The organism is Halolamina rubra, assembly GCF_000739555.1.
GTDB lineage: Archaea > Halobacteriota > Halobacteria > Halobacteriales > Haloferacaceae > Halolamina > Halolamina rubra.
In genome coordinates, this window is record NZ_BBJN01000014.1 from 32,017 (window position 1) to 54,091 (window position 22,075).

General features: G+C 69.8%; 22 protein-coding genes and 1 pseudogene. 10 read left to right on the plus strand and 13 right to left on the minus strand.

The window, feature by feature from the left end; translation table 11 throughout:
- Window position 1 precedes the first annotated feature (1 nt).
- The 3 genes and pseudogenes from ACP95_RS04385 to ACP95_RS04395 all read left to right on the plus strand — a co-directional run bounded on the left by ACP95_RS04385 (window position 2) and on the right by ACP95_RS04395 (window position 3,069).
- Window positions 2–316: an EMC6-like membrane protein gene (locus ACP95_RS04385; protein WP_049980039.1), complete on the plus strand. Its 315-nt coding sequence runs from the start codon at window positions 2–4 to the stop codon at window positions 314–316.
- Window positions 316–2,129, plus strand: a pseudogene (locus ACP95_RS04390) (ribosome biogenesis/translation initiation ATPase RLI). The gene ACP95_RS04385 and the pseudogene ACP95_RS04390 overlap by 1 nt, the downstream one beginning before the upstream one ends.
- Window positions 2,130–2,187: 58 nt before the next feature.
- Complete coding sequence (locus tag ACP95_RS04395) at window positions 2,188–3,069, plus strand: ATP-grasp domain-containing protein (RefSeq protein ID WP_049980040.1); 882 nt, start codon at window positions 2,188–2,190, stop codon at window positions 3,067–3,069.
- Here the strand turns inward: ACP95_RS04395 and ACP95_RS04400 are convergent.
- Window positions 3,066–3,407: an Hsp20/alpha crystallin family protein gene (locus ACP95_RS04400; protein ID WP_049980041.1), complete on the minus strand. Its 342-nt coding sequence runs from the start codon at window positions 3,405–3,407 to the stop codon at window positions 3,066–3,068. The two genes, ACP95_RS04395 and ACP95_RS04400, sit on opposite strands and share 4 nt — an antisense overlap.
- 130 nt (window positions 3,408–3,537) lie before the next feature.
- On the opposite strand from ACP95_RS04400, the gene ACP95_RS04405 reads away from it, so the two are divergent.
- Window positions 3,538–4,776 (plus strand): phosphoglycerate kinase, encoded by a 1,239-nt coding sequence (locus tag ACP95_RS04405; RefSeq protein WP_049980042.1) that lies wholly within the window; start codon window positions 3,538–3,540, stop codon window positions 4,774–4,776.
- 7 nt (window positions 4,777–4,783) lie between these two features.
- On the opposite strand, the gene ACP95_RS04410 is transcribed toward ACP95_RS04405, so the two are convergent.
- From ACP95_RS04410 to ACP95_RS04420, 3 genes are all read right to left on the minus strand, one after another.
- Window positions 4,784–5,809 (minus strand): type II glyceraldehyde-3-phosphate dehydrogenase, encoded by a 1,026-nt coding sequence (locus tag ACP95_RS04410; protein ID WP_049980043.1) that lies wholly within the window; start codon window positions 5,807–5,809, stop codon window positions 4,784–4,786.
- 67 nt (window positions 5,810–5,876) lie between these two features.
- On the minus strand, window positions 5,877–6,281 hold the full coding sequence (gene trxA, locus ACP95_RS04415; protein WP_049980044.1) for a thioredoxin: 405 nt from the start codon (window positions 6,279–6,281) through the stop codon (window positions 5,877–5,879).
- A 91-nt stretch (window positions 6,282–6,372) separates the two neighbouring features.
- Window positions 6,373–6,714, minus strand: a complete 342-nt coding sequence (locus ACP95_RS04420; protein WP_049980045.1) for a rhodanese-like domain-containing protein — start codon at window positions 6,712–6,714, stop codon at window positions 6,373–6,375.
- 118 nt (window positions 6,715–6,832) lie between these two features.
- On the opposite strand from ACP95_RS04420, the gene ACP95_RS04425 reads away from it, so the two are divergent.
- Entirely contained in the window at window positions 6,833–7,777 is a 945-nt protein-coding gene (locus ACP95_RS04425) for an aminopeptidase (protein ID WP_049980046.1), read from the plus strand.
- A 172-nt stretch (window positions 7,778–7,949) separates the two neighbouring features.
- Here ACP95_RS04425 and hmgB read toward each other — a convergent pair whose 3' ends face one another.
- The 5 genes from hmgB to ACP95_RS04450 all read right to left on the minus strand — a co-directional run bounded on the left by hmgB (window position 7,950) and on the right by ACP95_RS04450 (window position 13,851).
- Entirely contained in the window at window positions 7,950–9,287 is a 1,338-nt protein-coding gene (gene hmgB, locus ACP95_RS04430) for a hydroxymethylglutaryl-CoA synthase (protein ID WP_049980047.1), read from the minus strand.
- Window positions 9,288–9,390: 103 nt separating this feature from the next.
- Window positions 9,391–10,614 carry a type IV pilin N-terminal domain-containing protein gene (locus ACP95_RS04435; protein ID WP_049980048.1) on the minus strand — a complete coding sequence of 408 codons (1,224 nt, stop codon included), beginning with the start codon at window positions 10,612–10,614 and terminating at the stop codon, window positions 9,391–9,393.
- Window positions 10,611–12,287: a hypothetical protein gene (locus ACP95_RS04440; protein WP_049980049.1), complete on the minus strand. Its 1,677-nt coding sequence runs from the start codon at window positions 12,285–12,287 to the stop codon at window positions 10,611–10,613. The genes ACP95_RS04435 and ACP95_RS04440 overlap by 4 nt, the downstream gene beginning before the upstream one ends.
- Window positions 12,288–12,329: 42 nt before the next feature.
- Window positions 12,330–12,917, minus strand: a complete 588-nt coding sequence (locus ACP95_RS04445) for a DUF2150 family protein (RefSeq protein ID WP_049980050.1) — start codon at window positions 12,915–12,917, stop codon at window positions 12,330–12,332.
- A gap of 82 nt (window positions 12,918–12,999) precedes the next feature.
- Window positions 13,000–13,851, minus strand: coding sequence for a TatD family hydrolase (locus tag ACP95_RS04450; protein ID WP_049980051.1), 852 nt, complete (start codon window positions 13,849–13,851; stop codon window positions 13,000–13,002).
- Between the two features lie 108 nt (window positions 13,852–13,959).
- Here ACP95_RS04450 and ACP95_RS04455 point away from each other — a divergent pair, with 108 nt between their 5' ends.
- Window positions 13,960–14,595: a metal-dependent hydrolase gene (locus ACP95_RS04455; RefSeq protein ID WP_049980052.1), complete on the plus strand. Its 636-nt coding sequence runs from the start codon at window positions 13,960–13,962 to the stop codon at window positions 14,593–14,595.
- A 50-nt stretch (window positions 14,596–14,645) separates the two neighbouring features.
- Window positions 14,646–15,182, plus strand: coding sequence for a GNAT family N-acetyltransferase (locus tag ACP95_RS04460; protein WP_049980053.1), 537 nt, complete (start codon window positions 14,646–14,648; stop codon window positions 15,180–15,182).
- A 1-nt stretch (window position 15,183) separates the two neighbouring features.
- Here ACP95_RS04460 and ACP95_RS04465 read toward each other — a convergent pair whose 3' ends face one another.
- Window positions 15,184–15,825, minus strand: a complete 642-nt coding sequence (locus ACP95_RS04465) for a GNAT family N-acetyltransferase (protein WP_237560400.1) — start codon at window positions 15,823–15,825, stop codon at window positions 15,184–15,186.
- Window positions 15,822–16,457: a GNAT family N-acetyltransferase gene (locus ACP95_RS04470; protein WP_049980054.1), complete on the minus strand. Its 636-nt coding sequence runs from the start codon at window positions 16,455–16,457 to the stop codon at window positions 15,822–15,824. The genes ACP95_RS04465 and ACP95_RS04470 overlap by 4 nt, the downstream gene beginning before the upstream one ends.
- A gap of 108 nt (window positions 16,458–16,565) precedes the next feature.
- Here ACP95_RS04470 and ACP95_RS04475 point away from each other — a divergent pair, with 108 nt between their 5' ends.
- Window positions 16,566–17,636: a DUF2891 domain-containing protein gene (locus ACP95_RS04475; RefSeq protein WP_049980055.1), complete on the plus strand. Its 1,071-nt coding sequence runs from the start codon at window positions 16,566–16,568 to the stop codon at window positions 17,634–17,636.
- A gap of 268 nt (window positions 17,637–17,904) precedes the next feature.
- Complete coding sequence (locus ACP95_RS04480) at window positions 17,905–19,368, plus strand: replication factor C large subunit (protein WP_049980056.1); 1,464 nt, start codon at window positions 17,905–17,907, stop codon at window positions 19,366–19,368.
- A gap of 6 nt (window positions 19,369–19,374) precedes the next feature.
- Here the strand turns inward: ACP95_RS04480 and ACP95_RS04485 are convergent, their stop codons facing one another.
- Together ACP95_RS04485 and ACP95_RS04490 are read right to left on the minus strand one after the other, a co-directional pair.
- Complete coding sequence (locus tag ACP95_RS04485) at window positions 19,375–19,821, minus strand: hypothetical protein (protein ID WP_049980057.1); 447 nt, start codon at window positions 19,819–19,821, stop codon at window positions 19,375–19,377.
- Between the two features lie 53 nt (window positions 19,822–19,874).
- Window positions 19,875–20,717 carry a COX15/CtaA family protein gene (locus tag ACP95_RS04490; RefSeq protein WP_049980058.1) on the minus strand — a complete coding sequence of 281 codons (843 nt, stop codon included), beginning with the start codon at window positions 20,715–20,717 and terminating at the stop codon, window positions 19,875–19,877.
- A 105-nt stretch (window positions 20,718–20,822) separates the two neighbouring features.
- On the opposite strand from ACP95_RS04490, the gene ACP95_RS04495 reads away from it, so the two are divergent.
- On the plus strand, window positions 20,823–21,926 hold the full coding sequence (locus ACP95_RS04495; protein WP_049980059.1) for a M24 family metallopeptidase: 1,104 nt from the start codon (window positions 20,823–20,825) through the stop codon (window positions 21,924–21,926).
- The last annotated feature ends 149 nt before the right edge of the window (window positions 21,927–22,075 follow it).

The following is a 22,075-nucleotide window of genomic DNA, read 5'->3' on the forward strand; positions in this document are numbered from 1 at the left end:
CATGGCTACGGAGAGTTCTCGCGGGCTTTCGGACCACGTCCGCGGGGTGACCGTCACGACCCTCGCCTGTCTGGCCGGCGTTAGCGCGGCCGTCGTGAGCGCGATCGTGTTCGGCACCGACCCGTCGACGGTGTCGACGACGACGCCGCTGGCGGTGGTCGCGGGGTTCGTCATCGCCCAGTACCCGATCCTCTACGCCCTCCGCGTCGACGTGTCGGAGTTCGGCATCAAGGACAACCTCTACGTCGCGTTCATGACGTTCGCGCTCTGGTTCCTGAGCTACACCGTCGTGCTCTCGACCGGAGTGAGTTTCTGATGTCGAGCGACAGTATCGCGGTCGTGGACCTGGATCGCTGCCAGCCCGACCGATGCAACTACGAGTGTCAGAACTTCTGCCCGCCGAACCGGACGGGCAAGGAGTGTATCACGCTCCGCGGCGAGGACGCGATGGAGGGCGACCCCGACCAGATCCACATCTCCGAGGAGATCTGTCTGGGCGAGTCCTGCGGGATCTGCGTCGAGAAGTGCCCCTTCGACGCGATCGAGATCATCAACCTCCCCTCGGAGCTCGACGAGGAGCCCGTCCACCGCTACGGCGACAACGCGTTCGCCCTCTACGGGCTCCCCACCCCCGAACCGGGGAAGGTGACCGGTATCCTCGGCCCGAACGGGATCGGGAAGTCGACCGCCGTCCACGCGCTGGCCGGCGAGACGACGCCCAACCTCGGCGAGTACGAGGGCGATCCGACTGGGAGGCGGTGCTCGACCGCTACCGCGGCACCGAGCTCCAGAACTACCTCGAACAGCTCATCGACGGCGAGATCGAGGTCGCACGCAAGCCCCAGTACGTCGACCAGATCCCCAAGCAGTTCGACGGGAAGGTGCGCCAGCTGCTCGAACAGACCGACGAGCGCGGCGACCTCGACTACCTCGTCGACGAGCTGTCGATCCGGCCGGTGATGGATCAGGCGATCGACTCCATCTCCGGCGGGGAGCTCCAGCGCGTCGCGCTCGCGGCGACGCTGGCCCGCGACGTCGACTTCTACTTCCTCGACGAGATCACGCCGTACCTCGACATCAGCCAGCGGATGACCGCCGCTCAGCTGATCCAGGAGCTCTCCGAGGACGGCGACCGCTCGATGCTGGTCGTCGAACACGACCTCGCGATCCTCGACCTGCTGGCGGACACGCTCCACATCACCTACGGGGAGCCGGGGGCCTACGGTGTCGTCACCGACCCCAAATCGGTCCGTAACGGGATCAACGAGTACCTCTCGGGCTACCTCGACAACGAGAACATGCGGATCCGGCCGGAGGCGATCACGTTCGAGGAGCACGCGCCGCGTGCCGCCACGAAGGGGCAGCCGCTCGTGGAGTACCCCGACCTGCAGAAGTCCTACGGCGAGGGCGAGTTCTCGCTGGACGTGGAGGCCGGCACCATCTACGAGTCGGAAGTGCTGGGCGTCGTCGGCCCGAACGGGATCGGGAAGTCGACGCTCGCGAAGCTGTTCACCGGCGCGCTGGAGCCCGACGAGGGCGAACTCGACACGCAGCTCGACATCGCCTACAAGCCCCAGTACATCGAGATCGACCAGCCGATGCGCGTCGACGCGTTCCTCTCGTCGATCACCGACCAGTTCGGCTCCTCCTACTGGAACACCGAGATCGCCCAGCCGCTCCAGCTGGAGCGGATCATGGAGCAGAACCTCGACGACCTCTCGGGCGGGGAGCGCCAGCGCGTCGCCATCGCCGCCTGCCTCTCGGAGGACGCCGACCTCTACCTGCTCGACGAGCCCTCCGCCCACCTCGACGTGGAGCAGCGCGTGCAGGCCACCTCCGCCATCCGGCGGTACACCGAGAACCACGACGCGACGGCGATGGTGATCGACCACGACATCTACATGATCGACCTGCTGTCGGACCGCCTGATGGTGTTCGACGGCGAGCCCGCCGACCACGGGACCGCCCGGCCGGCCCAAGAGATGCGCGCCGGGATGAACGACTTCCTCGCGGACCTGGACATCACGTTCCGCCGCGACGAGCGGACCGGCCGCCCGCGGATCAACAAGCCCGGCAGCCAGAAGGACCGCGAGCAGAAGCGCGACGGCGAGTACTACTACGCCAACTGAGCGCCCCCCGTTTTCCGGAACCGCCCGGCTATAACTCCGCCCGCCCGTACCCACGAGTATGCTCCGTCTCGCCGTCGCCACCCAACAGGAGACGTTCGAGCGCGTCCGCGAGCCGCTCGCCGACCGCGGGATCGAGGTCGTCGCCGTCAGAGCCAGCGAGCGCACGCTGTCGCTCTCGGCGCCCGACCTCCCGAGCGTCGACGCCGGCCTCGTGTTCCCCTCCCGCCCCATGGAGGGCGGCGCCGTCTCGGCCGCGCTCGACGTTCCCTGGGTGAACGACCGCGAGGCGATCCTCACCTCCCGCAACAAAGCGGAGGTGCTCGCCGCCCTCTCGGCGGCCGATCTCCCCGTCCCCGAGACGACGCTCGTCTCCAACCCCGTCGACGACGACGCCGTCGCCGCGGCGGCCGACGACCTCCGGCGCCGCACGGACACCGACTCGCTCGTGATCAAGCCCAACTCCACCACCCGCGGCGTCGGCGTCGCCCGCGTCGGCGACCCGGACTCGCTGCTGGGCGTCACCGACTACCTCGACCTCGTCCACGACTTCCGCGCGACGGGGGACCGCTCCTACCTGCTGCAGGAGTACCTCCCAGACGCGCGGGACTACCGGGCGATGATCGTCGACGGCGAGTACGCCGGCGCCGTCGAGCGCCGGTTGCCCGCCGAGGAGACCGAGGCCGGGAAGTGGAAACACAACGTCCACCGCGGCGCGGTCGCCGAGGGCGTCTCGCTCCCGCCGGAGGCTCGGGAACTCGCCGAACAGGCGGCCGACGTGCTGGGGATCGACTACCTCGGCGTCGACCTGCTGGAGACCGACGACCGACTCGTGGTGAACGAGACCAACGCGCGGCCGACGGTGGACGACGCGACGAAGTACGAGCCGGACTTTTACGACCGACTCGCCGGACTGATCCGGAAGACGGCCGAGAGCCGCTAGGAGAGGTCGATGTCCGCGGCGTCGTCGAGCTTCTCGAAGCCGACCTCGAGCACGCCGTTGTTGAACGTCGCCTCGGCGCTGTGCTCGTCGACGCGGGTCGGGAGGCGCACCCGCTCGCGGTACTCGCCGGCCTCGATGGTCAGCGTCTCGCCGTCGCACTGCAGCGAGATCTCCTCCTTGCTCGCGCCGGGAAGGTCCGCGACGAGGCGGAGCCGGTCGCCCTCGTCGAAGGCGTCGACGTGGGCGTCGCCGTCGGCCCCCTCCCGACTACCCCCCATCATCCGCTCGATCTCGTCGAAGATGTCGCCGAACGGGTCTTCGCGGTCATCCCTACGCATGGGTGGGCGTAGACCAGCACCGCTCAAAAGCCTTCTGTCGACGGCTATCTCGGTCCCCTCCCGGCATCTCGTCGGTCGGCGCCGACGGAACCGGTCGGTTTGAAGTGCGACTGGCACAAACCGCGCGACGATGGCTTCTTTCGCGACGCTCGACGCGCTCGCCGAGCGGTTCTCCGGGGCGCGGGTGCTCGTCCGCCTCGACCTCAACTCCCCGATCGAGGGCGGAACCGTCCGGGACAACCGCCGGTTCGAGCGCCACGCCCGCACCGTCTCGGAGCTGGCCGACGCCGGCCACCGGGTGATCTGTCTGGCCCACCAGGGTCGCCCCGGCCGCGACGACTTCACCCACCTCGACCAGCACGCCGGGATCCTGAGCGACCACCTCGACCGCGAGGTCCAGTACGTCGACGACATCTGCGGCGCGACGGCGATCGACGCGATCGGCGACGCCGACCCCGGCGAGGTGCTGCTGCTCGACAACGTCCGGATGCACGACGACGAGCTCGCCGACCGCGAGCCCGAAGCCCACGGCGAGTCGGAGCTCGTCACCTCGCTCGCCGACGCCGCGGACGCGTACGTCAACGACGCCTACTCCGCGGCCCACCGCGGTCACGCGTCGCTGGTCGGCTTCCCGTACGTCCTGCCCGCCTACGCCGGCCGGGTGATGGAGACCGAGTACGAGGCCAACTCCGCGATCGCCACCCGGGAGTTCGACGGCCAGGTGACGATGGTCGTCGGCGGCACGAAGGCGACCGACGTGATCCAGGTGATGGACGCCATCGGCGACAAGGTCGACGCGTTCTGCCTGGGCGGGGTTGCGGGCGAACTGTTCCTCCGCGCCGCGGGCCACCCCGTCGGCCACGACGTGGGCGGCTCGGACCGCTTCGACGAGCAGTGGGAGCGCAACGAGGAGACGATCCGCGCCGTGCTCGACGAGCGCGGCGACCAGATCCACCTGCCGCTGGATCTCGCCTACGAGGACGAGTACGACCAGCGCGCCGAGATCGCGCTCTGGCAGATCGACGAGAAGACAACGTCGTTCCTCGACGTGGGGTCGGCGTCGATCGACAGCTACCGCGAGATCGTCGGCGACAGCGAGGCCGTGTTCGTGAAGGGCGCGCTGGGCGTGTTCGAGGACGAGCGCTTCGCCGACGGCACGGTGGGGCTGCTCGAAGCGATCGCGGAGACCGACTGCTTCTCGGTCGTCGGCGGCGGCGACACCTCCCGCGCGATCGGGATGTACGGGCTGGACGAGGCCGACTTCTCGCACGTCTCGATCGCCGGCGGCGCGTACATCCGCGCGCTCACGGGCGAGCCGCTGGTCGCCGTCGAGACGCTGGAGCGCTGTCGGCCGAAAACGGAGGCGTAGCGCCGGCTTACAGGTCGCGGCCGAGCCCCATCCCGAGGGTCTCGTTGGTGGTCGCGATGCTCTCGGCCTTCCCGGCGGAGTCCGTGATCGCGCGGATCGCGTCGACGTTCTCCGGCACCACGTCGGACTCCTGGTGAATCGCCTGGAACAGGTAGAGGTCGTCGCCCCGGACCGCGATGGACTCCTCCCAGATGCAGTTCTCCCACACGTCGCCCCGGGAGCGCCCGGAGTCGAGCGCGAACTCCTTGAGTTTGCCCGAGCCGTCGATGCCCGCCGAGCCCGGGACGAGGAACGTGCGGGACTCCTCGGCGAGCAGGTCGCGGACCGCCTCGGCGTCGGCGTCGTCCTCGAGGGTGACGTTCACCGAGTGCATGTGCATCAGCGTCGCCGGCACCTTCAGCCCGAGCGTGTCGATGTCGACGTCGGGGAAGATCGTCTTCACGTCCGGGCCGTGGTGGCTCGGCAGCGAGACGGGGTCGGGGAGGATGTCGTCGATGGGGCCGCGGCCGGTCTGGCCGGGGTCGCCGCCGCGGCGGACCAGCGTCACGCGGGCCTTCTCGACGCCGTACTCCTCGCGGAGCGGCGCGAGCAGGCGGGAGAGCCCGGTCGTGTTACAGGAGACGACGCGCACGTGGTCGGCGCCGACGGCGTCCTCGAAGTTCGCGCGGGCGTTGAACGACGTGTCCGCCACGTCGGCGTCCTCGCCGCCCTGGTAGATCGCGGGCGTGTCGTGTGCCTCGTACGTTTCCTTGTTCTGGGCGCCGATCCCGCTGGGGGTAGCGTCGACGATCACGTCGGCGGCGTCGACGAGGGCGTCGAGGTCGCCGGCGACGGGGATGCCCGCCTCGTCGAACAGCTCGCGGCGCTCCTCGACGGCGGCGTACAGTTCGAACCCCTTCGAGACGGCGGTCTCGGCCTCGAAGTTGGGCGAGGTCTTGGCGACCCCGACGACCTCCATGTCCCGCTGTGCGACGACCGCGTCGGCGACGCGTTTCCCGATCGTGCCGTAGCCGACAACTCCGACCTGGATCATGCCCGTAGATGGGGGCGCTGACTGATAAGTAGGCGGCGGTTCACTCGCGACGCGCTCCCGTCCGGGGTTAGGCGCCCGTGTGGGAGTCGATAAGCTGCCGGAGCTGCGACTCGTCCTGCATCCCGACCAGCCGTTCGACGGGCTCGCCGTCGGCGAACAGCACCATCGTCGGCACGCCGCGGACGCCGTACTCGGCGGCTAACTGCTGGTTGGCGTCGACGTCGACCTTCGCGACCGCCGCCTCGGTCTCGGCGGCGATCGTCTCGACGACCGGTTCGAGCATCTGACACGGCCCGCACCAGTCGGCGTAGAAGTCGACCAGCACGACGTCGTGCTCGTCGGTCGTCGATCCGAGCTCGTCGGCGCCGGCGACCGGGATGGGTTCTTCGGGGCTCCCGGCCGCTTCCTCCCGGGCTCGTTCCTGCAGCTGTTCGAGTTTCTGCTCGCGGATCTCCTCGATGTCGTCCGCCATACCCACCGGTTCGGGCTCGACCGATATAGGCGTTTTGTAGCTATCGCCCAATACTCTCCTCGCAGAAACACCCTGTGACGGCGGAGCCAACTTACGCCGTCGCGACCGTCCCCGCCGTCGCGGCGTCCCAGTTGTCGATCCCGCCGCGCATCGCCTTCGCGTCGAACCCGAGTTCGCGGAGGCGCTCGGCGGCCACGTCGGCGGTCGAACCGCTGAAACAGACCACGGCGATCTCCTCGTCCTCGGGGAGTTCGTCCGCCGAGACTTCGAGGCCGATGAAGTTCTCTCCCTTCAGCTGGTCGTAGATCGGGAGGCTGTGGCTCCCCTCGATGTGGGCCTCCTCGTAGCTGTAGGTCGGCCGGATGTCGAGGACGTACAGGTCGTCGCCGGCGCGGTCGCGAACGGATTCCGCGTCGATCACGGTATTGCTCATTATGTCCAATACCAGTAACTCACGGGTTATGAATCCATCGTGGAACGGGCTACCACGGACCGAGAACCCGTGAGCCGTCGTCGCAAGACCTATTCGGATCTCCGCTGAACCCCGATCCATGACCGATCTCAGAACTGCCGCGGAGACGGCGATCCACCAGTGTCTCGATCTCGGCGCCGAGGAGTCGATCGCGATCGTCACCGACGACGAGCGGCGCGCGATCGCGGCGGCGCTGTACGAGGTGGCCAGCGAGGTCACCGACGACGCGACGTTCGTCCAGTACCCGCCGGGCGACCAGCACGGCGAGGAGCCGCCCGAGCCGGTCGCGGCGGCGATGCAAGCCGCCGACGCCTTCCTCGCGCCGACGACGCGCAGCCTCTCACACACCCGCGCCCGCTCGGCCGCCTGCGAGGCGGGCGCCCGCGGCGCGACGCTGCCGGGCATCACCGAGGAGGTGATGACCGCCGGTCTCGACGCCGACTACGAGGCGATCGCGAGCCACTGCTCCGACGTGCTCGACCAGGTGGCGGACGCCGACGAGATTCGGGTCACCAGCCCCGCCGGCACCGACATCACCTTCGCAGTCGGCGACCGCGAGTGGCACGAGGACACGGGGATGATCCGCGAGCCGGGGAGCTTCTCGAACCTCCCGGCGGGCGAGGTGTTTCTGGCACCCGCGGACGCGAACGGGACGTTCGTCGTCGACGGGACGATGATGCCCCACGGGCTGCTGGAGGAGGATCAGCACCTCAGCTTCGAGGTCGAAGACGGCCACGTCACCGACATCTCGGACGAGGAGATCAGTGAGGACGTGGAGGCGGCCCGCGAGTCGGTCGGCGACGCGGCGAGCAACCTCGCGGAGCTCGGTATCGGGACCAACGTCGGCGTCACCGAACTCGTCGGCTCGGTGCTGCTCGACGAGAAGGCGGCGGGGACGGTCCACATCGCGATCGGCGACAACGCCTCGATCGGCGGCGACACCGAGGCGCCGATCCACCTCGACGGGATCCTCCGATCGCCGACGGTGTACGCGGACGGCGACGAGATCAGTCTGCCCGAGTGAGCACGGAGCGGTCGCTGGCCGTTTTGGGTTCGACACAGTCACGGCATAAGCTCCGTTGCTGCGACACGGAGATCGTCGTCGGTCGCGCGTCGTGGTTGGTTCTACACAGTCACGGCATGGGCTCCGGTGCTGCGACACGGAGGTCGCAGCAGTTCGCGCGCCGTGACTGGTGTTACTCTACGTACTCGTACAGCCGCTCGTTCATCCGGCCGCGCCCGGCGAACACGAACTCGTTCTCCGGCGTCGTGAACTCCTCCACGTCGACGGTCATGTCGTGGTTGTGGGCGTCGTGGATCTGCTCGTACTCCTCGAACTCGAGGTCGTAGCGGTCCTCGAGCTGGGCGTCGATGTTCAGGTTCTCGATCTCCTCGAGCCAGCCGTCGGCGACGGTCTCGGCGTGGATCTCCGCCTGCGCGCCCGAGCCGTAGGAGCCGACGAGCAGCTTCTCGCCGGCGAGGTCCCGGCCCTCCTCGGCGGCGGCCTTCAGGGCGCTCGCGCGGGCGACGTGGACCGAGCCGGTGTACCAGTTCCCGACCTCGCGGGCGATCGACAGCGTCGGCTCGATCGTGTCGGCGTACCACGACTGGTACTTCTCGGTGCGCTTGAGCTCGTCCATGTACTCCTGGATCGCCTCCTCGTAGGCGTCCCAGTCCTCGTACTCGCCCTCGCGGGGCTGGCGCCCGATCTCGTCGGCGAGCTCGTCCTCGATCTCGGTGTCGCGAATCATGTGCCGGTAGCCCAGCAGGCCGGCCTTCCGGACCATCCCCGGGAACGGGGTGTGGAACGGGATGTACGCGAAGTCGTCGGGGTGCATGTCCCACGCGACGGACTCGAAGTCCTCGACGGCCTCGCGCATCCGCGCGAGGTACACCTGCATCGAGCGCTTGCCGTCGACGCTCGGGAACTGCTGGTTCGGCTTGAGGAAGTCGGTCTCGTCGGCGCTGCCGTACCCCTGCTCCGTCGAGAGCTCGACGAGGCTCGGCTCCTCGGTGATCAGCATCGCGACCGCGCCGGCGCCCTGGGTCGCCTCGCCGCTGGAGCCCCGCGCGTACAGCGCGGTGTCGGTGGCGATCACGAGCGCGGACCGCCCGCGGTTGCGCCCGGCCTTGATCCAGTTGTACGCGTCGTCGATCGACTGCGTGCCGGAGATGCACGCGAACTTCCGCTCGCCCTTGTTGGCGTGGTGGAAGTCGCCGTCGTACACGTCCTCGAGACAGCCCGCGATGTACGTCGAGACGGGTTTGGAGTTGTCGAACGCGGACTCGGTGGCCACGTCGATGCGCCCGATGTCGTCGGGCTCCAGCCCCTCGCGGTCCATCAGGCGCTTGGCCGCGTTGGCGCCCATGGTGACGATGTCCTCGTACGCGTCCGGGAACGAGGAGTTCACCAGCCCCAGCCCCTTCCGGTACTTGTCCGGGTCTTCGTCCTTCTCCGGGGCGAACGTGCCCGGGAGGTCGAGTTTACACTTCCCCGCCCAGATCTCGACGGCGTCGATGCCCACCGTGGTCATGGCTCTGAATGAGGTGGGTCGCTATTTGGGTTTGTCGATGAGGGTTACGTCGTGTGTCGAAAACCTACTTCTGAATAGTGAGTCGGAGTTTCGCCCCCGGTACTCAATTGTTCCCATTCCCTTTGCCTTCCTGAAGGGAGACTTCTTTTTGACTCCTGTCCGACAAACCAACGCTGTCGTTGACGATAACGACAACTGTGTACTCTTCGTTCTTCGGTACATCACTGAACGTCGTCTCGCCCGAGGCGGCCGTCCCCGAGAGCGTCTGATTCACGGTTCTTTGGGACAACCCGTTCTGGCGTAGTTCAACAGTGACGTTACTGAGTCGGATCTCGTCTGAAACCGACCAGTCGACGGTGAGATTCTTTGTTTTCCCTTTGCTCCCGCTCGTGGTCGTCGTCGTCACCGACTCTACTGTCGGCGGCGCGCTGTCGACAGTGAACGTAGCGTTGCTGGTGTCGTTCGCGGTGTTCCCCGCGCTGTCGGTCGCGCTGACCCGAATCACCGCGTCGGTCGTGTTGTCCGTCGGCACGGTCCAGTCGTAGCGCCCGTCGTTCGCCGTACTCGTGACGACCGTACTCCAGTTGGCCCCGCCGTCGCTGGAGTAGGCGATGTCGACGCTGTCCACGCCGGACTCGGCATCCGTTGCGGACCACTGGATCGTGGTCGTACTCCCTCCCCGGAAGCTTTCGCCGCCGTTCGGCGCGTCGACGGTCACGCTCGGCGGCGTGGTGTCCGGTCCGGGTGTGGGCGTCGGCGTCGAAGTGGAAGTACTGGTCGCGGTGGCAGTCGCGGTCGCAGTTCCGGTCGGCGTCGCGGTTGCTGTCGCGGTCGGCGTCGCGGTTTCGACCGGCGTCGATGTCTCTGTCGACGGGGTTGCGGCAGTGCTCGTTGCTGTCGGGGTCAGCCCCACCTCCGCTGTCGGGTAGCGCCGCGCTTCAGCCAGCAGCTCCCCCGTCCGCTGGTCGAACACTCGGACAGTCGTGACCTCGCCCGTGTCGAGTGACTGTCGCCACACCCACCGCTCGCTGGGTTGGAACCGGTCGTCGCCATCACCCCTGACCACCCCGCTCTCGTTCATCGGCGGCCGCCACGTCTCGTCGCCGCTCCGGACGACGACCTCGAGATCGGCGAACGCGATCGGCTCGCCGCCGTTGTGGGTCACGGCGACGCCGTCGTCGGCGACGCTCACCGCGAGATCCGCGCGGGTGGTCTCGGCCGTGTTGACTTCCGTGAATACGACGGCGCCGACCGTCCCAACGGTGAGGACGACGACTGCGGTGAGGAGGATGACGCCGACCGTCTCGGACTGGGCGCGGGCAGTCATCTCGGTGCGACGAAGTACGTCTCCCGGTACGTCTGGCCGTCGTACTCGAACACGAGGCTGAGGACGAAGAAGTCCTCCTGTTTGGGGTTGCCATCGAAGGCGAACGTAATCGTCGACTCGGAATCAGCTGCGATCTCTATCGGGTCGTCATCGAAGAACTGGTAGTCCCCTCCAATCTCCACGTTGGTCGCCTTGACCTCACTACCCACTCGAACCTCTTGTGCCTCAGTCGGTGGGTTATCCGGACCACCGCCACCCGACCCTGGGTAGAAGTAGAAGTTCAGTCGGACGCCGGTGACGTTCACCTGTTCACCGAGCGTGTTCTCGAAGGTAACGTCTACTTCGTCGTTACTGTAGAGTGTTGCATCCCGCTGAATCAGGTCCCCGGTCGTCCCCGGATTGAGCTCCCCGCCGTCGCCGTCACCGCCGCCGAGGTCGACTTCGGGGACCTCGATCCCGGTCACGTTCCGGTACTCGTAGCCAGCACTCGCACCCGACAGGCTCGCGTTCAGCCACGCGGTCTCGCTCCCGCTCGTGTTGTTGATCCCCCGGTAGTTGATCGTCGCCTGTCCGTCGGCATCGGTTCGGAACGTCACCTCGCTCCCTGCGGTGGTGTCGTTGAATGTTTCCAGGTGATCGTCGTCGACCCGGACGCCGACATCGGCCCCGGTCACGGGGTTGTTGAACCGGTCCCGGACCTCGACAGTCATCGTCCCGTTCGTCTCGTTCGCGACCGGTTCGTACTCCTCGGTCACCACCAGGTACGCCGGCTCGGTCGCGCTCTCTCGCTCCGGGTCGCTGACAGCGCCGACGCCGACGGAGGCGCCCCGGAGCCGGTACTTGCCGGGATCGAGCTCGATCGCGATCCGGTAGTAGGTCTCGCCGTTGATCGTCGGCGTCCCGACGGTCGACGCCTGCGCGTTGCTCCCCAGCAGGTCGTCGTTCCACACTGACGCCGAGAGCCGCGAGGTGACGTTGACGTACAGCGGGTCGTCGGCGTCGCTCTCGACGGTCACCGTCCGCGCCTGCTCGCTGAGTGTCTCCACGTCCACCGTCTCGGCGTCGGTGCCGGACGCGTCGAGGTCGCCCCGGAGCGCGAGCAGGTTGATCGTGTTCCCCTGCACCAGCCGCTGGCCGGTGAGGGTCCTGTTGGCGCCGTTGTCGAACGTGTTGAACAGCACGCTGTTGCCGTACCGCGTCGTCGGCGCGCCGTCGTACTGGCTGTAGTCGGGCGTGTAGGCGATCCCGGCGGTGTCGTACTCGCCGGCGTCGGGCGCGCTCGCCCAGTACTCGCGGGCGTTCTCGTACTCGCTGTCGACGCTGACGCTCCCGCCGGCGCCGGCGATCGTGACGTTCATCGCCGGGTCGTCGGCGCCGACGGTGCGGAGCCGGCCGTCGGCTGGCGGCGGGTTGACGAAGAACACGCGGTTCGTGTACGTGGTGCCGAGCGTCACGCGCGTCGGCGTCGCGTCGCCGTCGGCGGCGCCGAGCAGCGCGTTCCGGAGGTCCTGGAGGTCAGACTGCACGGCGCGGCTGTGGTCGAACTCGACGGCGGCGTTCCCGTCCGGGACGACGGTCGCCTGCACCGTCGCCAGCCCGATGATGAGGATGCCGAACAGCAGTATCGCGCCCACCTGCAGCGACTGCGCTCGGTCCGCGTCCCGGAACGTCATACACCCACCCAACCCCCGCGGCCGCAAAAAGGTGCGCGGTGATCAGTCCTCTTCCTCGACCGTCTCGGGGGAGGCCAGCGCGTTCTGCAGCGACTCCAGCCCGTTGACCCACTCCGCGACGAGCCCGTACTCCATCTCCTCGACCAGCGCGGGGTCGATCTCCTCGCCGTCGATCACGAGCGTGCCGGCCTGGACGATGTAGCCGACCGCCGTGTCGATGTCATCGTCGGCCTCGGCGTCGGCGGCGGCGTCGATGTACTCCTCGACGCTCGCCTCCTCGGCCGCGCCGGCGGCGACGTACTCCTGGGCCGCGTAGAACACGACCTCGAGGCTCATCTGGACGCTCTCGATCAGCATCGCCTTCTCCTCGTCCTCGAGGGGCGCCTCCGCGAGCACGATCTCCTGCATCTCCGTGAGCTCCTCGTGGGCGCGCTCCTCGTCGACGCTGCCGTCGTCGTAGGACTCGAGCACCTTCGCCACCGCGATGGCGGTGTCCTCCTGGAGGTTCATCAGCAGCCGCGCCGAGTCCTCGTCCTCCAGGTCGAGATCCTCCTCGCGGAGTCGGTCGATCCAGTTCTGCCAGCGCTCCTCGGTGTAGAACGTCTCCACGGGCTCGTCGTCGTCGGTCATGTCCCCATGTCCACCCCGACGACGCAAAGGGTTTTCCTATCCGTCCCCGCGGGCGATTCCGGCGAGAACGCGTGCAGGCGGGCTATTCGCCGGAATCGAGGGTTCCCACGGTGTCGATCCCGTACACGCGCTCGGGCGTCTCGACGTGGGCGTTCGCCACGGCGTCGTCGTGGCCGGCGTCCAGGAGCCACCGCACGCGCCGCGGGACGGTTTTCGGCCCCAGCACCGCGCCCGGCCGGTCGGGGTCGTCGACGAAGTCCGTCTCCATCAGGAACGGCTCGCCCGCGTCGGCCGCGACGCGCAGGCGGTCCTTCTCGCTCATCACGCTCGGCGTCGGCCCCGCGAGCTCGCCGCCGGCGTAGTGCTTGACCACCTTCTCGGCCGCCAGCCCGCGGTCCTCCGCCCACTCTGCGACCTCGGTCAGATCGTCGGTGCCCTCCGTGTGGAGCTGGACCGCGCAGTCGTGCTCGGCACCGAGCGCGAGCCCATGTTTGAGCACGGCGTTCGAGGCGTCCCAGACCGCGTCGCTCACCTCGTAGTGCGGGCGCCCGGTTTTGAGCGCCAGCGCGCGCCCGTCCGCGAGGTACTCGGCGGCGAGATCCAGCCCGGACTGCATCAGCTCCCGCGCCGCCTCTGGCTCGTGCCCCTCGTCGACGAGGTGGCTGATCAGCCCCGGATGCACGCCCAGCACGGGCCACGCCTCCCCCGGCAAGATCTCGTTCGCGTCGGCGACGGCGTCGACGGTCGCCTCGAACGCGGTCCGGAAGTCGGCCCGCTCGCTCGGCACCGGGCCGAGGTGCCACGACGGCTTGTTCACGACGAGCAGGTGGGTGCCGCCGAGCCGCACGAAGTCCCTGACGGCGTCCATCCCGCGCCCGTGTTCGGGGTCGAGGTGGAGGTGGTTGTCCAGCACCGGCGTGTCGAGTTCGTCCATACCGGGCGTGGGGAGCGAGCGACCCTTCAACGCTGCCCTCCGCTCTCGACCGCGGCGTCCGCGACGGCCGGCACAAGCGCTATAGCCGTGTGTGTCTCACCCCCACGCGTGCCCTCGACGCTGGTCCACGTCGCGGTCGGCGGCCTCGTCGGCGCCGCGCTGCTGGGCGATCGATTCACGCCCAGAGCGATCGCGGTCGTGCTCGTCGTCGCCGCCATCCCGGATCTGGACTCCTTCCTCGCGCCGGCGATCGCCGGCGCGCACCGCTCGGCGCTGCACACGCTGCTCCTGCCGGCGCTGCTCGGCGCGCTGGTGTACGTGGACGCGCGCGTGCTCGACCGCTCGCGGCTCCGCGAGCGCTGGGGCCCGGGCGCGCCGTACGTCGCGGGCGTCGCGGTCGCGGCGCTGCTCGCGGGCGGGGTGCTCCCGGACATGGTCACCAACGGCGTGAACGCGCTCTGGCCGCTGCACGACCAGTTCTACACCGTCGACGGCGAGCTCAAACTCTCGACGACGGAGGGGCTCGTCCAGACGTTCGTCGATCTCTCGCCGGAGGCGACCTCGCGGGCGTCGACGACCGACAACACGCGGTACAGCACCGGCGCGAACCCGACCCCCTGGAAGGAGGACGACGCCCCTGTCGAGCGCGTGTTCCCGGTCGTGACCGCGGGCTGGCAGCTCATGCTCGTCGGCCTCTCGGCGGCGACGGTGAGCGTGCGCTCCTGGCAGAGCTGGGAGCACTGAGCCGCCGCCCCCAGCGACAGTCTCAACACCGCCCGGGGTTCACTCGACCCATGGAGATCCGTCCGTACGAACCCGGCGACGAGGAGGGGCTGTGGCACTGCAAGCGCGCGTTCGAGCTCGGCCTCGGCAGCGGCACCGGCGGCGACGAGAAGCGGGACAAGTACGAGGGGAAACTCGACCGCGACTACCGCGAGGCGTGGTTCGAGTGGGTCGAGCGCTGCGTCGACGCCGACCCGCGCTGCGTGACCGTCGCCGTCGACGACGCGGGCGACGACGGCGGCGCCGACGCCGATCCGGACGACGCCGACGCAGGGGGCGAGGTCGTCGGCTACGTGTTCGTCCTCCCCGAGAGCCACCGATTCATCTGGGACGCGGCCGTCCTGAACGAGCTCTACCTCGCGCCCGAACACCGCGGAACGGGCGTCGCCGACGACCTGATGGCCGCGGCCGTCGAGCTCGCGCGCGACCAGGACCTGCCGCTCGACCGGCTCGTGCTCGACGTGGACCGCGAGAACGACCGCGCGAAGGCGTTCTACGACCGCCACGGGTTCGACCACTGGGGCGAGATGGTCGCCCGGGAGGTCTGAGTCAGTCCCGGAGCTGCACCGCGGTTCCGGCGGCGTCGGCGTCGCGCCACTCCGACTGGCCCAACGAGTACTCGACGGTGTCGTGGACCGAGCCGTCCTCGAAGGCGATCCGGTTTCGGAACAGCCCCTCCCGGCGGCCGCCGTGTCGCTCGACGTACTTCGTGATCGCGCGCTCGGAGTTCCCGTTCTCGGGGACGTGTGAGACCCGGACGGCGTCGAGGTCCAGCCGCCTGAACGCTAGTTCGAACATCGCGTCCGCCCGTTCGCCGGAGTAGCCCCGCCCCCAGAACGGCTTGCGGAGCCACATCCCGAATACGGCGATCCGTCGGTCCCAGTCGAGGAACAGGCCGGTCGTCCCGGCGATCTCACCGGCCTTCGGCTCCCCCTCGCGTGGCCGTATCAGGAACATCGCGCCGCCACCGTCCTCGGCGCGCTCGACCCCTCGATCCAGCGTCTCGGCGACGCTCGCCGGATGCGGGTGAGGGTCCCACGAGACGTGTTCGGTCGTCGCTTCGATGTCCGGGGCTCGCTCGCCCCAGTGCTCGTAGAGGTCGAGTGGGCCGGCGTCGACGCCCTCGGCGCCGACTCGCGAGAACTGCAGGCGATCGGTCTCGATGGCGTCCGGGAACAGGCTCGCGCTCACGGCCACGCCTCTCCGTCCTCGCCCCGGAACGCCACCTCGTGGTCGGGGTCGGCGTCGCGGTACTCAGACTGCGTGACGCTGTAGCGGACGGCGTCGACGGGCGGATCGCCAGCGTGAAAGTTCCGCAGCGTGCCCTCGCGGCGACCGCCCATGCGCTCGATGTACCTCTCGATGGCGCGTTCGGAGTTCTCGTTACCGGCGTCGTGGGTCACCGTCACCACCTCGAGATCGAGGTGTTCGAACGCGAGTTCGGCCAGCGCCAGCGCGCGCTCGCCGGAGTAGCCGCGCCCCCAGAACGGCTTGCGCAGCCACGTGCCGAGCTCAGCGCTGTCGGTGTCCCAGTCCAGGGTGAGGCCGCCGAAGCCGGCGATCTCGCCCGCTCCTTCCTCGCCCTCGCGCGGGCGGATCACGTAGTCGATACCCTCGCGTTCCTCGCGGCCCTCGGCACCGCGTTCGAGGAACTCGGCGGTCTCGTCCGGCGTCGCGTGGGGCTCCCAGGGCAGGTACTCGGTTACCTCGTCGATGTGGGGCGCGCCCTGCCTGCAGTGCTCGTACACCTCGAGGGCGTCGACGTACTCGGGCGTCCGGGGCTCGAGTCGGAGCCGGTCGGTCTCGATGATCGCGGGGAACATACCCGAACGGATGTGAGCGATCTGAAAAAGCTTACCTCGGCTGTGGTGGGCGCTCGCACACGCCGGACCACCGAACGATTCATCCGCCAGCCGCCGAACCGGCCGACGATGGAGACGCCCGACGCACTCGCGATCGACGCCGACCGGGCCCTGGCCGGCACGGTCACCAGCCTCGACGACGACGCCCTCCGCAGGCTCGCCCACCACCCACTCGAGGCCATCGAGCAGGCGTACCCCCACCACGGCGGCGCCGTGGACGGCCCCGACGACACCGTCCGACCCCGGGAGAACCATCCAGTCTTCTTCGGCTGCTACGACTGGCACTCCGCGGTCCACAGCCACTGGGCGCTGATCCGCCAGCTCCGACTGTTCGACGACCACCCCGACGAGGCAGCGATCGTCGACAGCGTCGACGCCCGACTGACGCCGGAGAACGTCGACGGGGAGGTGACGTACTTCGTGGACAACCCGGGCTTCGAGCAGCCCTACGGCTGGGCGTGGCTGCTGCGCCTCGCCGCCGAACTCCACCGCTGGGACGACCCGCGCGCCGACCGCTGGGCCGAGGTGCTCGCGCCGCTGGAGCAGTGGATCCGCGACCGCACGAGCGAGGCGTTCCTCACTCAGTCTCGTCCGTTCCGGGTCGGCACCCACGGCAACAGCGCGTTCGCGCTCTCGGCGGTGCTGGAGTACGCGAGTACGGTCGGCGACGAGGACCTCCGCGAGGAGGCCGCCGGGACTGCGAGGCGGTTCTACGTGGACGACGTTGACGCGCCGGTCGCGTACGAGCCGCTGGGCTGGGACTTCCTCTCGCCGACGCTGGCCGAGGCGAACCTGATGCAGCGCGTGCTGGCCGAGGGAGAGTACGCGGAGTGGCTCGACGGATTCCTCCCGGACCTGACCGACTCGCGGAACGAGGCGTTCCTCGATCCCGTCGACGCGGGCGCCGACGGCGACGGCGGCGTCGCGCTCCACCTCGTCGGGCTGAACCTGGCGAAGGCGTGGGGGCTGGACGAGGTAGCAGCGGCCGTCGACGGGGAGACTGCGGACCTGCTCAACGCGAGCGCCGAACGCCACCTCGACGCCGGCCTCGACGGTGCGTTCACCGACGACTATGCCGGATCGCACTGGCTCTCCTCGTTCGTGCTGTACGCGCTGACGCGGAACGTGGACGAGCCGTAACCCTGGTTGGTAGCGGCGCGAATCCGTGGCGTCCTCGTGACGCCGCGCAGCGCGAGGGATGAGCGACTGAACGGAGTGAAGGAGCGAATCGGCTGGGGAGGGTGTGGGCTGTGCGTGGCGGTGCGGTCGCAAGTGGTCTACGAACGAGATGCCGCCGCTGTTACCGCCGTGCAGGCAGTGGTCGTCGCGGAAGCTATCACCCACTCCGACCGACTCCGAACACCCACGCTCCGGAACCACTAAACGCCACAGCGCCCTGGTGTCGGTAATGGCTGACTGGACCGAGTCCTACCGGCCCGACACGCTCTCGGCGGTCCGGGGGAACGACAAGGCCCGCGACGCCTTCGAGGAGTGGGGGCGGACGTGGGGCGACCACCGGGAGGCGGTGATCCTCCACGGCAGCCCCGGCGTCGGCAAGACCTCGGCGGCCCACGCGCTCGCCGCCGACATGGGCTGGGAGACGGTCGAGCTCAACGCGTCCGACCAGCGCACCGCCGACAAGATCGAGCGCTTCGCCGGTCGCGCGGCGCGCAACGAGACCCTCGGCGGCGACGCGACCGACGAGGGCGGGCGCCAGCTCGTCATCGTCGACGAGGCCGACAACATCCACGGCAACTACGACCGCGGCGGCGCGGGAGCGATCACGGAGCTGGTGAAGGAGGCGAACCAGCCGATCGTCCTCATCGCCAACGAGTTCTACGAGATGAGCCGCGGGCTCCGGAACGCCTGCCAGGAGATCGAGTTCCGGGACGTGTCCGCGCGCTCGATCGTCCCCGTCCTCAGGGACATCTGCCGGAAGGAGGAGATCGAGTTCGATTCCGACGCGCTCCAGCGCATCGCCGACGCCAACTCCGGCGACCTCCGGGGCGCGGTGAAGGACCTGCAGGCGACCGCCGAGGGGAAGGAGCACCTCACCGTCGAGGACGTGGTCACCGGCGACCGCGACACGACGGCGGACATCTTCACCGTCCTCGACGCGATCCTGAAGGAGGAGGAGAGCGCGCAGGACGCGCTGCACGTCGCCTACGACGCCGACGAGACGCCGGACGACCTCACGGCGTGGGTCGAGGACAAGGTGATGAAGGTGTACGACCCCCAGGAGACCGTCCGGGCCTACGAGTTCATCGCCAACGCCGACCGCTGGCTCGGCCGCGTGCAGGCGACACAGGAGTACTCCTACTGGCGCTACGTCACCGACAACGTCGCCGCTGGCGTCGCCGCCTCCCGCGACGGCACCTCCGGCGGCTGGACCCAGTACGGCGGCCGCCCGCAGATGTGGCCATCCTCGGACGCCACGATCGACGAGATCTGCCGGAAGATCGCCGTCTCGGGCGGGCTGAGCATCGAGACCGCCCGCCGGGAGGTGCTCCCGTTCCTCTCGGCGATGATCCACCACTGCAAGCCCCGCGAGCTCACCGTCGCCGTGACGGCGTACTTCGAGTTCGACGAGGAGGAGCTCGCGGCCGTCTCGGGCAGCGGCGAGTCGACCAACAAGGTGCAGGGGATCGTCGAGGACGCTCAGGAGCTCCGGGAGGCGGAACTCGAGGAGCACGCCGGCGGCGCCTTCGCCGGCGACCTCCCCGAGCGCGACGACGACGCGCCGGCGGGCGACGCCGACGCCGACGCGACGGACGCGGAAGCGGGCGCCGACGCTGAGGCCGCCGAAGGGGCAGCGCCCGAGGAGGAGGAGGAGGCGGACGACTCCCAGGCCGGGCTCTCGGACTTCGTCTAACCCTTCTCAGTCGTCGACGGTCGTCGCCCGCGCGGTCACGCCCCAATCACGGACGGTGACCAGCATCGTGTCCGCACCCGTCGGGCCCGGGAACGCGGCGTGGAGTTCGATCCGGCTCCGGTCGCCGTCGGCGTCGACGACCGCCTCGAACGCCCACCGGCCGGGCGAGGGGAAGAACTTCGCGACGGCGCGGTCGTCGCCGGGCGAAACGCGGTACTCCCCGGTCACGTCCGGATCGGTAAGCGACTCGTCCGTCGGCGTCGCGGGCGTGGCGATCGGGCCCTCGGCGTCCGGATCGGGCACCTTCGCTGCCCGGACCGAGACGGTGACGGCGTCGCCCCGACGGTTCCGGAGCGAGAGTCCGCCCGGGACGCTGTTCTCGCGGAACGCCTGCCCACAGCCGGCCAGGGCGACCGGGAGGCTGGCGAGCACGGCGCGGCGGGACCGGCGCATGGCCGGTAGCTACGGGGGCGGGGGGAAGAACGTTTGGACCGATTGACAGCTCGCTACGCCGGGGAGGGGCGCTCCTCGTTCGCCCCGCCGCGGGCCGCGTAGGCGACGACGGCCGCGGCGGCGAAGCCGACGAGGTAGAGCAGCCCGTTGACGAGCCGGGCCTCGTCGGTGTACACCACCAGATCCCGGCCGAGCAGCGTCACGAGGAACACGGCGGCGCCGGCGACGACGACGCCGGGGCGGTAGCGCGCCAGGTCGGTGCCGGGCAGCCACACCGCGGCGGCGACCAGCGCGGCGAACGCCGCGAGCGCGGTCAGCGCGAACGCGCCCTGGGCGGCCGGGCCGTAGTCGAACACCGGGCTCACGCGGCTGACGAGGAAGTTCGCGACGATCAGGGTGAGCGCCGCGCCGACGGCGAGGCGGCTCCGCTCGTGGGCCGAGCGACGGTAGTGGCCGCGCATCGCCGAGATCGTCGTCAGCGTCAGCGCGGTGAAGATCGACAGCGCGAACAGCAGGTGGGCGGCGTGGGTCGGCACCGAGTACCCCCACGGGATCGCGCCGTTGAGCGTCACCGTGATCGCGCCGATGGAGATCTGGAACGGCAGCAGGACGAGCGCCGCCGTCGCGAACAGCGCGGTCTGCCGGTCCTGATCGCCGCGCCAGGCGGCGGCGACGACGCCGACGATCACGAACCCGGTGATCATCGCCACGAGGCGGTGGAACCACTCGATGAAGCTCGGGATCGTCTGCGGCAGCACGCCGCCGTCACACAGCGGCCACTGCTGGGAGCAGGCGAGCCCCGCGCCCGTCGCCGCGGTGTACACGCCGAGCGCGACGAGGACCCCGGTCAGGGCCGTGGTGAACAGGGCGAACCGTCGGTAGCTGGGGCGCTTCATTGGCCGGAACTCGGGCACGAGTCCACTTGGACGTTCCGTTACAGGCGCGCTCGCGCGCGAGGCACGGAGCGGCGCGTTGAAGTCGGCGGCGACGCCAGCGCGGGTATGGTCGATCTCGACGCCCGCGCCGATCGCCTCGACGCGTATCTGGCGGGGACTGACGCCGACGCCGTCTGGTTCGCTCGCCCGAACGCGTTCGCGTGGCTCACCGGCGGCGACAACGCCGGGAGCGCGACCGACGACCCCGGCGTCGCCGCCGCGGGCTACGCCCCCGACCGCTCGCCCTCGTTCCGCGCCGTCGCGCTCGCGGGCGAGGCCGACCGCATCGCCGCCGAGGAGCTCCCCGACGCGTTCGCCGTCGAGACGATCCCGTGGCACGAGTCGCTGGGCGGGGCCGTCGCCGCCGAGACGGACGGCGCCGGGCTCGCGGACTTCGACGCGCCCGGGCTGGAGCGCGTCGACGCCGGCCCGCTCCGGCAGCCGCTCGCCGGGGACGACGTGGAACGCTACCGCGCGCTGGCCGAGGAGACGGCCGCGGCCGTCGAGCGCGTCTGCCGCGAGCTCGAGGCCGACGACGCCGAGTACGAGGCTGCGTCGGCGCTGCGCATCGCACTCTCCTCCGGCGAAATGTCGGCGCCGGTCGTCCGCGTCGCCGGCAGCGAGCGCGCCGAGGCGTACCGCTCGCCCCCGGCGGGCGCCGACGAGCTCGGCGAGTACGCGGTGATCACCGTCACCACGGAGCGCCGCGGGCTGCACGCCTCGCTCACCCGGACCGTCGCGTTCGACCCGCCCGAGCGCTTCGAGGCCGAGTTCCGCGCCGCGGCCCGGGTCGAAGCCACCGCGCTGGCGGCGACCCGCGAGGCCGCCGACGCCGGCGGCGACGCGAGCGACGTGTTCGAGGCGATCCGGACGGCGTACGAGGAGGTCGGCTTCCCGGACGCGGCCGAGGCTGGCGAGCAGGGCGGCGCCGCGGGGTTCGCCCGGCGGGAGTGGCTGGCGGCGCCGGACGCGACCGCGGACGTGCCGGCGCCGATGGGGTACGCGTACAACCCCGTCGTCGGCGGCGCGCGCAGCGAGGACACGTACCTCCTCGAGGCCGACGGGGCGGGGTTCGAGTGTCTGACCGCGACGCCGAACTGGCCGACGTTCGACGCGGACGCCGTGGGGTACGACCTGACGCTGGAGCGACACGCGCCGTACGCACCCTGAGTCGGGGGCTCGTCGCCGCGGCGATCCGGCGCGCGAGTCGGCGACGACCGCACCGACGCCGTCTGCGAGGAACCTGCGAGTTGTTCGACAGGTGTCGAACGAGGTTACGACGCGGGTGGATAGATTTTTGGCGCCCCCGATTGACCCCG

Bases quoted from the DNA above. Each gene is read 5' to 3' on its own strand.
- trxA (WP_049980044.1), bottom strand. From the start codon at position 6,281: ATGGCGGACGACATCGAGGAGATCCGCGAGCAGAAACTCGAACAGCTG.
- ACP95_RS04400 (WP_049980041.1), bottom strand. From the start codon at position 3,407: ATGCGTAGGGATGACCGCGAAGACCCGTTCGGCGACATCTTCGACGAG.
- ACP95_RS04490 (WP_049980058.1), bottom strand. From the start codon at position 20,717: ATGAAGCGCCCCAGCTACCGACGGTTCGCCCTGTTCACCACGGCCCTG.
- ACP95_RS04485 (WP_049980057.1), bottom strand. From the start codon at position 19,821: ATGCGCCGGTCCCGCCGCGCCGTGCTCGCCAGCCTCCCGGTCGCCCTG.
- ACP95_RS04445 (WP_049980050.1), bottom strand. From the start codon at position 12,917: ATGACCGACGACGACGAGCCCGTGGAGACGTTCTACACCGAGGAGCGC.
- ACP95_RS04395 (WP_049980040.1), top strand. From the start codon at position 2,188: ATGCTCCGTCTCGCCGTCGCCACCCAACAGGAGACGTTCGAGCGCGTC.
- ACP95_RS04475 (WP_049980055.1), top strand. From the start codon at position 16,566: ATGGAGACGCCCGACGCACTCGCGATCGACGCCGACCGGGCCCTGGCC.
- ACP95_RS04435 (WP_049980048.1), bottom strand. From the start codon at position 10,614: ATGACTGCCCGCGCCCAGTCCGAGACGGTCGGCGTCATCCTCCTCACC.
- ACP95_RS04385 (WP_049980039.1), top strand. From the start codon at position 2: ATGGCTACGGAGAGTTCTCGCGGGCTTTCGGACCACGTCCGCGGGGTG.
- ACP95_RS04480 (WP_049980056.1), top strand. From the start codon at position 17,905: ATGGCTGACTGGACCGAGTCCTACCGGCCCGACACGCTCTCGGCGGTC.
- ACP95_RS04410 (WP_049980043.1), bottom strand. From the start codon at position 5,809: ATGATCCAGGTCGGAGTTGTCGGCTACGGCACGATCGGGAAACGCGTC.
- ACP95_RS04425 (WP_049980046.1), top strand. From the start codon at position 6,833: ATGACCGATCTCAGAACTGCCGCGGAGACGGCGATCCACCAGTGTCTC.
- ACP95_RS04470 (WP_049980054.1), bottom strand. From the start codon at position 16,457: ATGTTCCCCGCGATCATCGAGACCGACCGGCTCCGACTCGAGCCCCGG.
- ACP95_RS04450 (WP_049980051.1), bottom strand. From the start codon at position 13,851: ATGGACGAACTCGACACGCCGGTGCTGGACAACCACCTCCACCTCGAC.
- ACP95_RS04420 (WP_049980045.1), bottom strand. From the start codon at position 6,714: ATGAGCAATACCGTGATCGACGCGGAATCCGTTCGCGACCGCGCCGGC.
- ACP95_RS04440 (WP_049980049.1), bottom strand. From the start codon at position 12,287: ATGACGTTCCGGGACGCGGACCGAGCGCAGTCGCTGCAGGTGGGCGCG.
- ACP95_RS04405 (WP_049980042.1), top strand. From the start codon at position 3,538: ATGGCTTCTTTCGCGACGCTCGACGCGCTCGCCGAGCGGTTCTCCGGG.
- ACP95_RS04460 (WP_049980053.1), top strand. From the start codon at position 14,646: ATGGAGATCCGTCCGTACGAACCCGGCGACGAGGAGGGGCTGTGGCAC.
- hmgB (WP_049980047.1), bottom strand. From the start codon at position 9,287: ATGACCACGGTGGGCATCGACGCCGTCGAGATCTGGGCGGGGAAGTGT.
- ACP95_RS04495 (WP_049980059.1), top strand. From the start codon at position 20,823: ATGGTCGATCTCGACGCCCGCGCCGATCGCCTCGACGCGTATCTGGCG.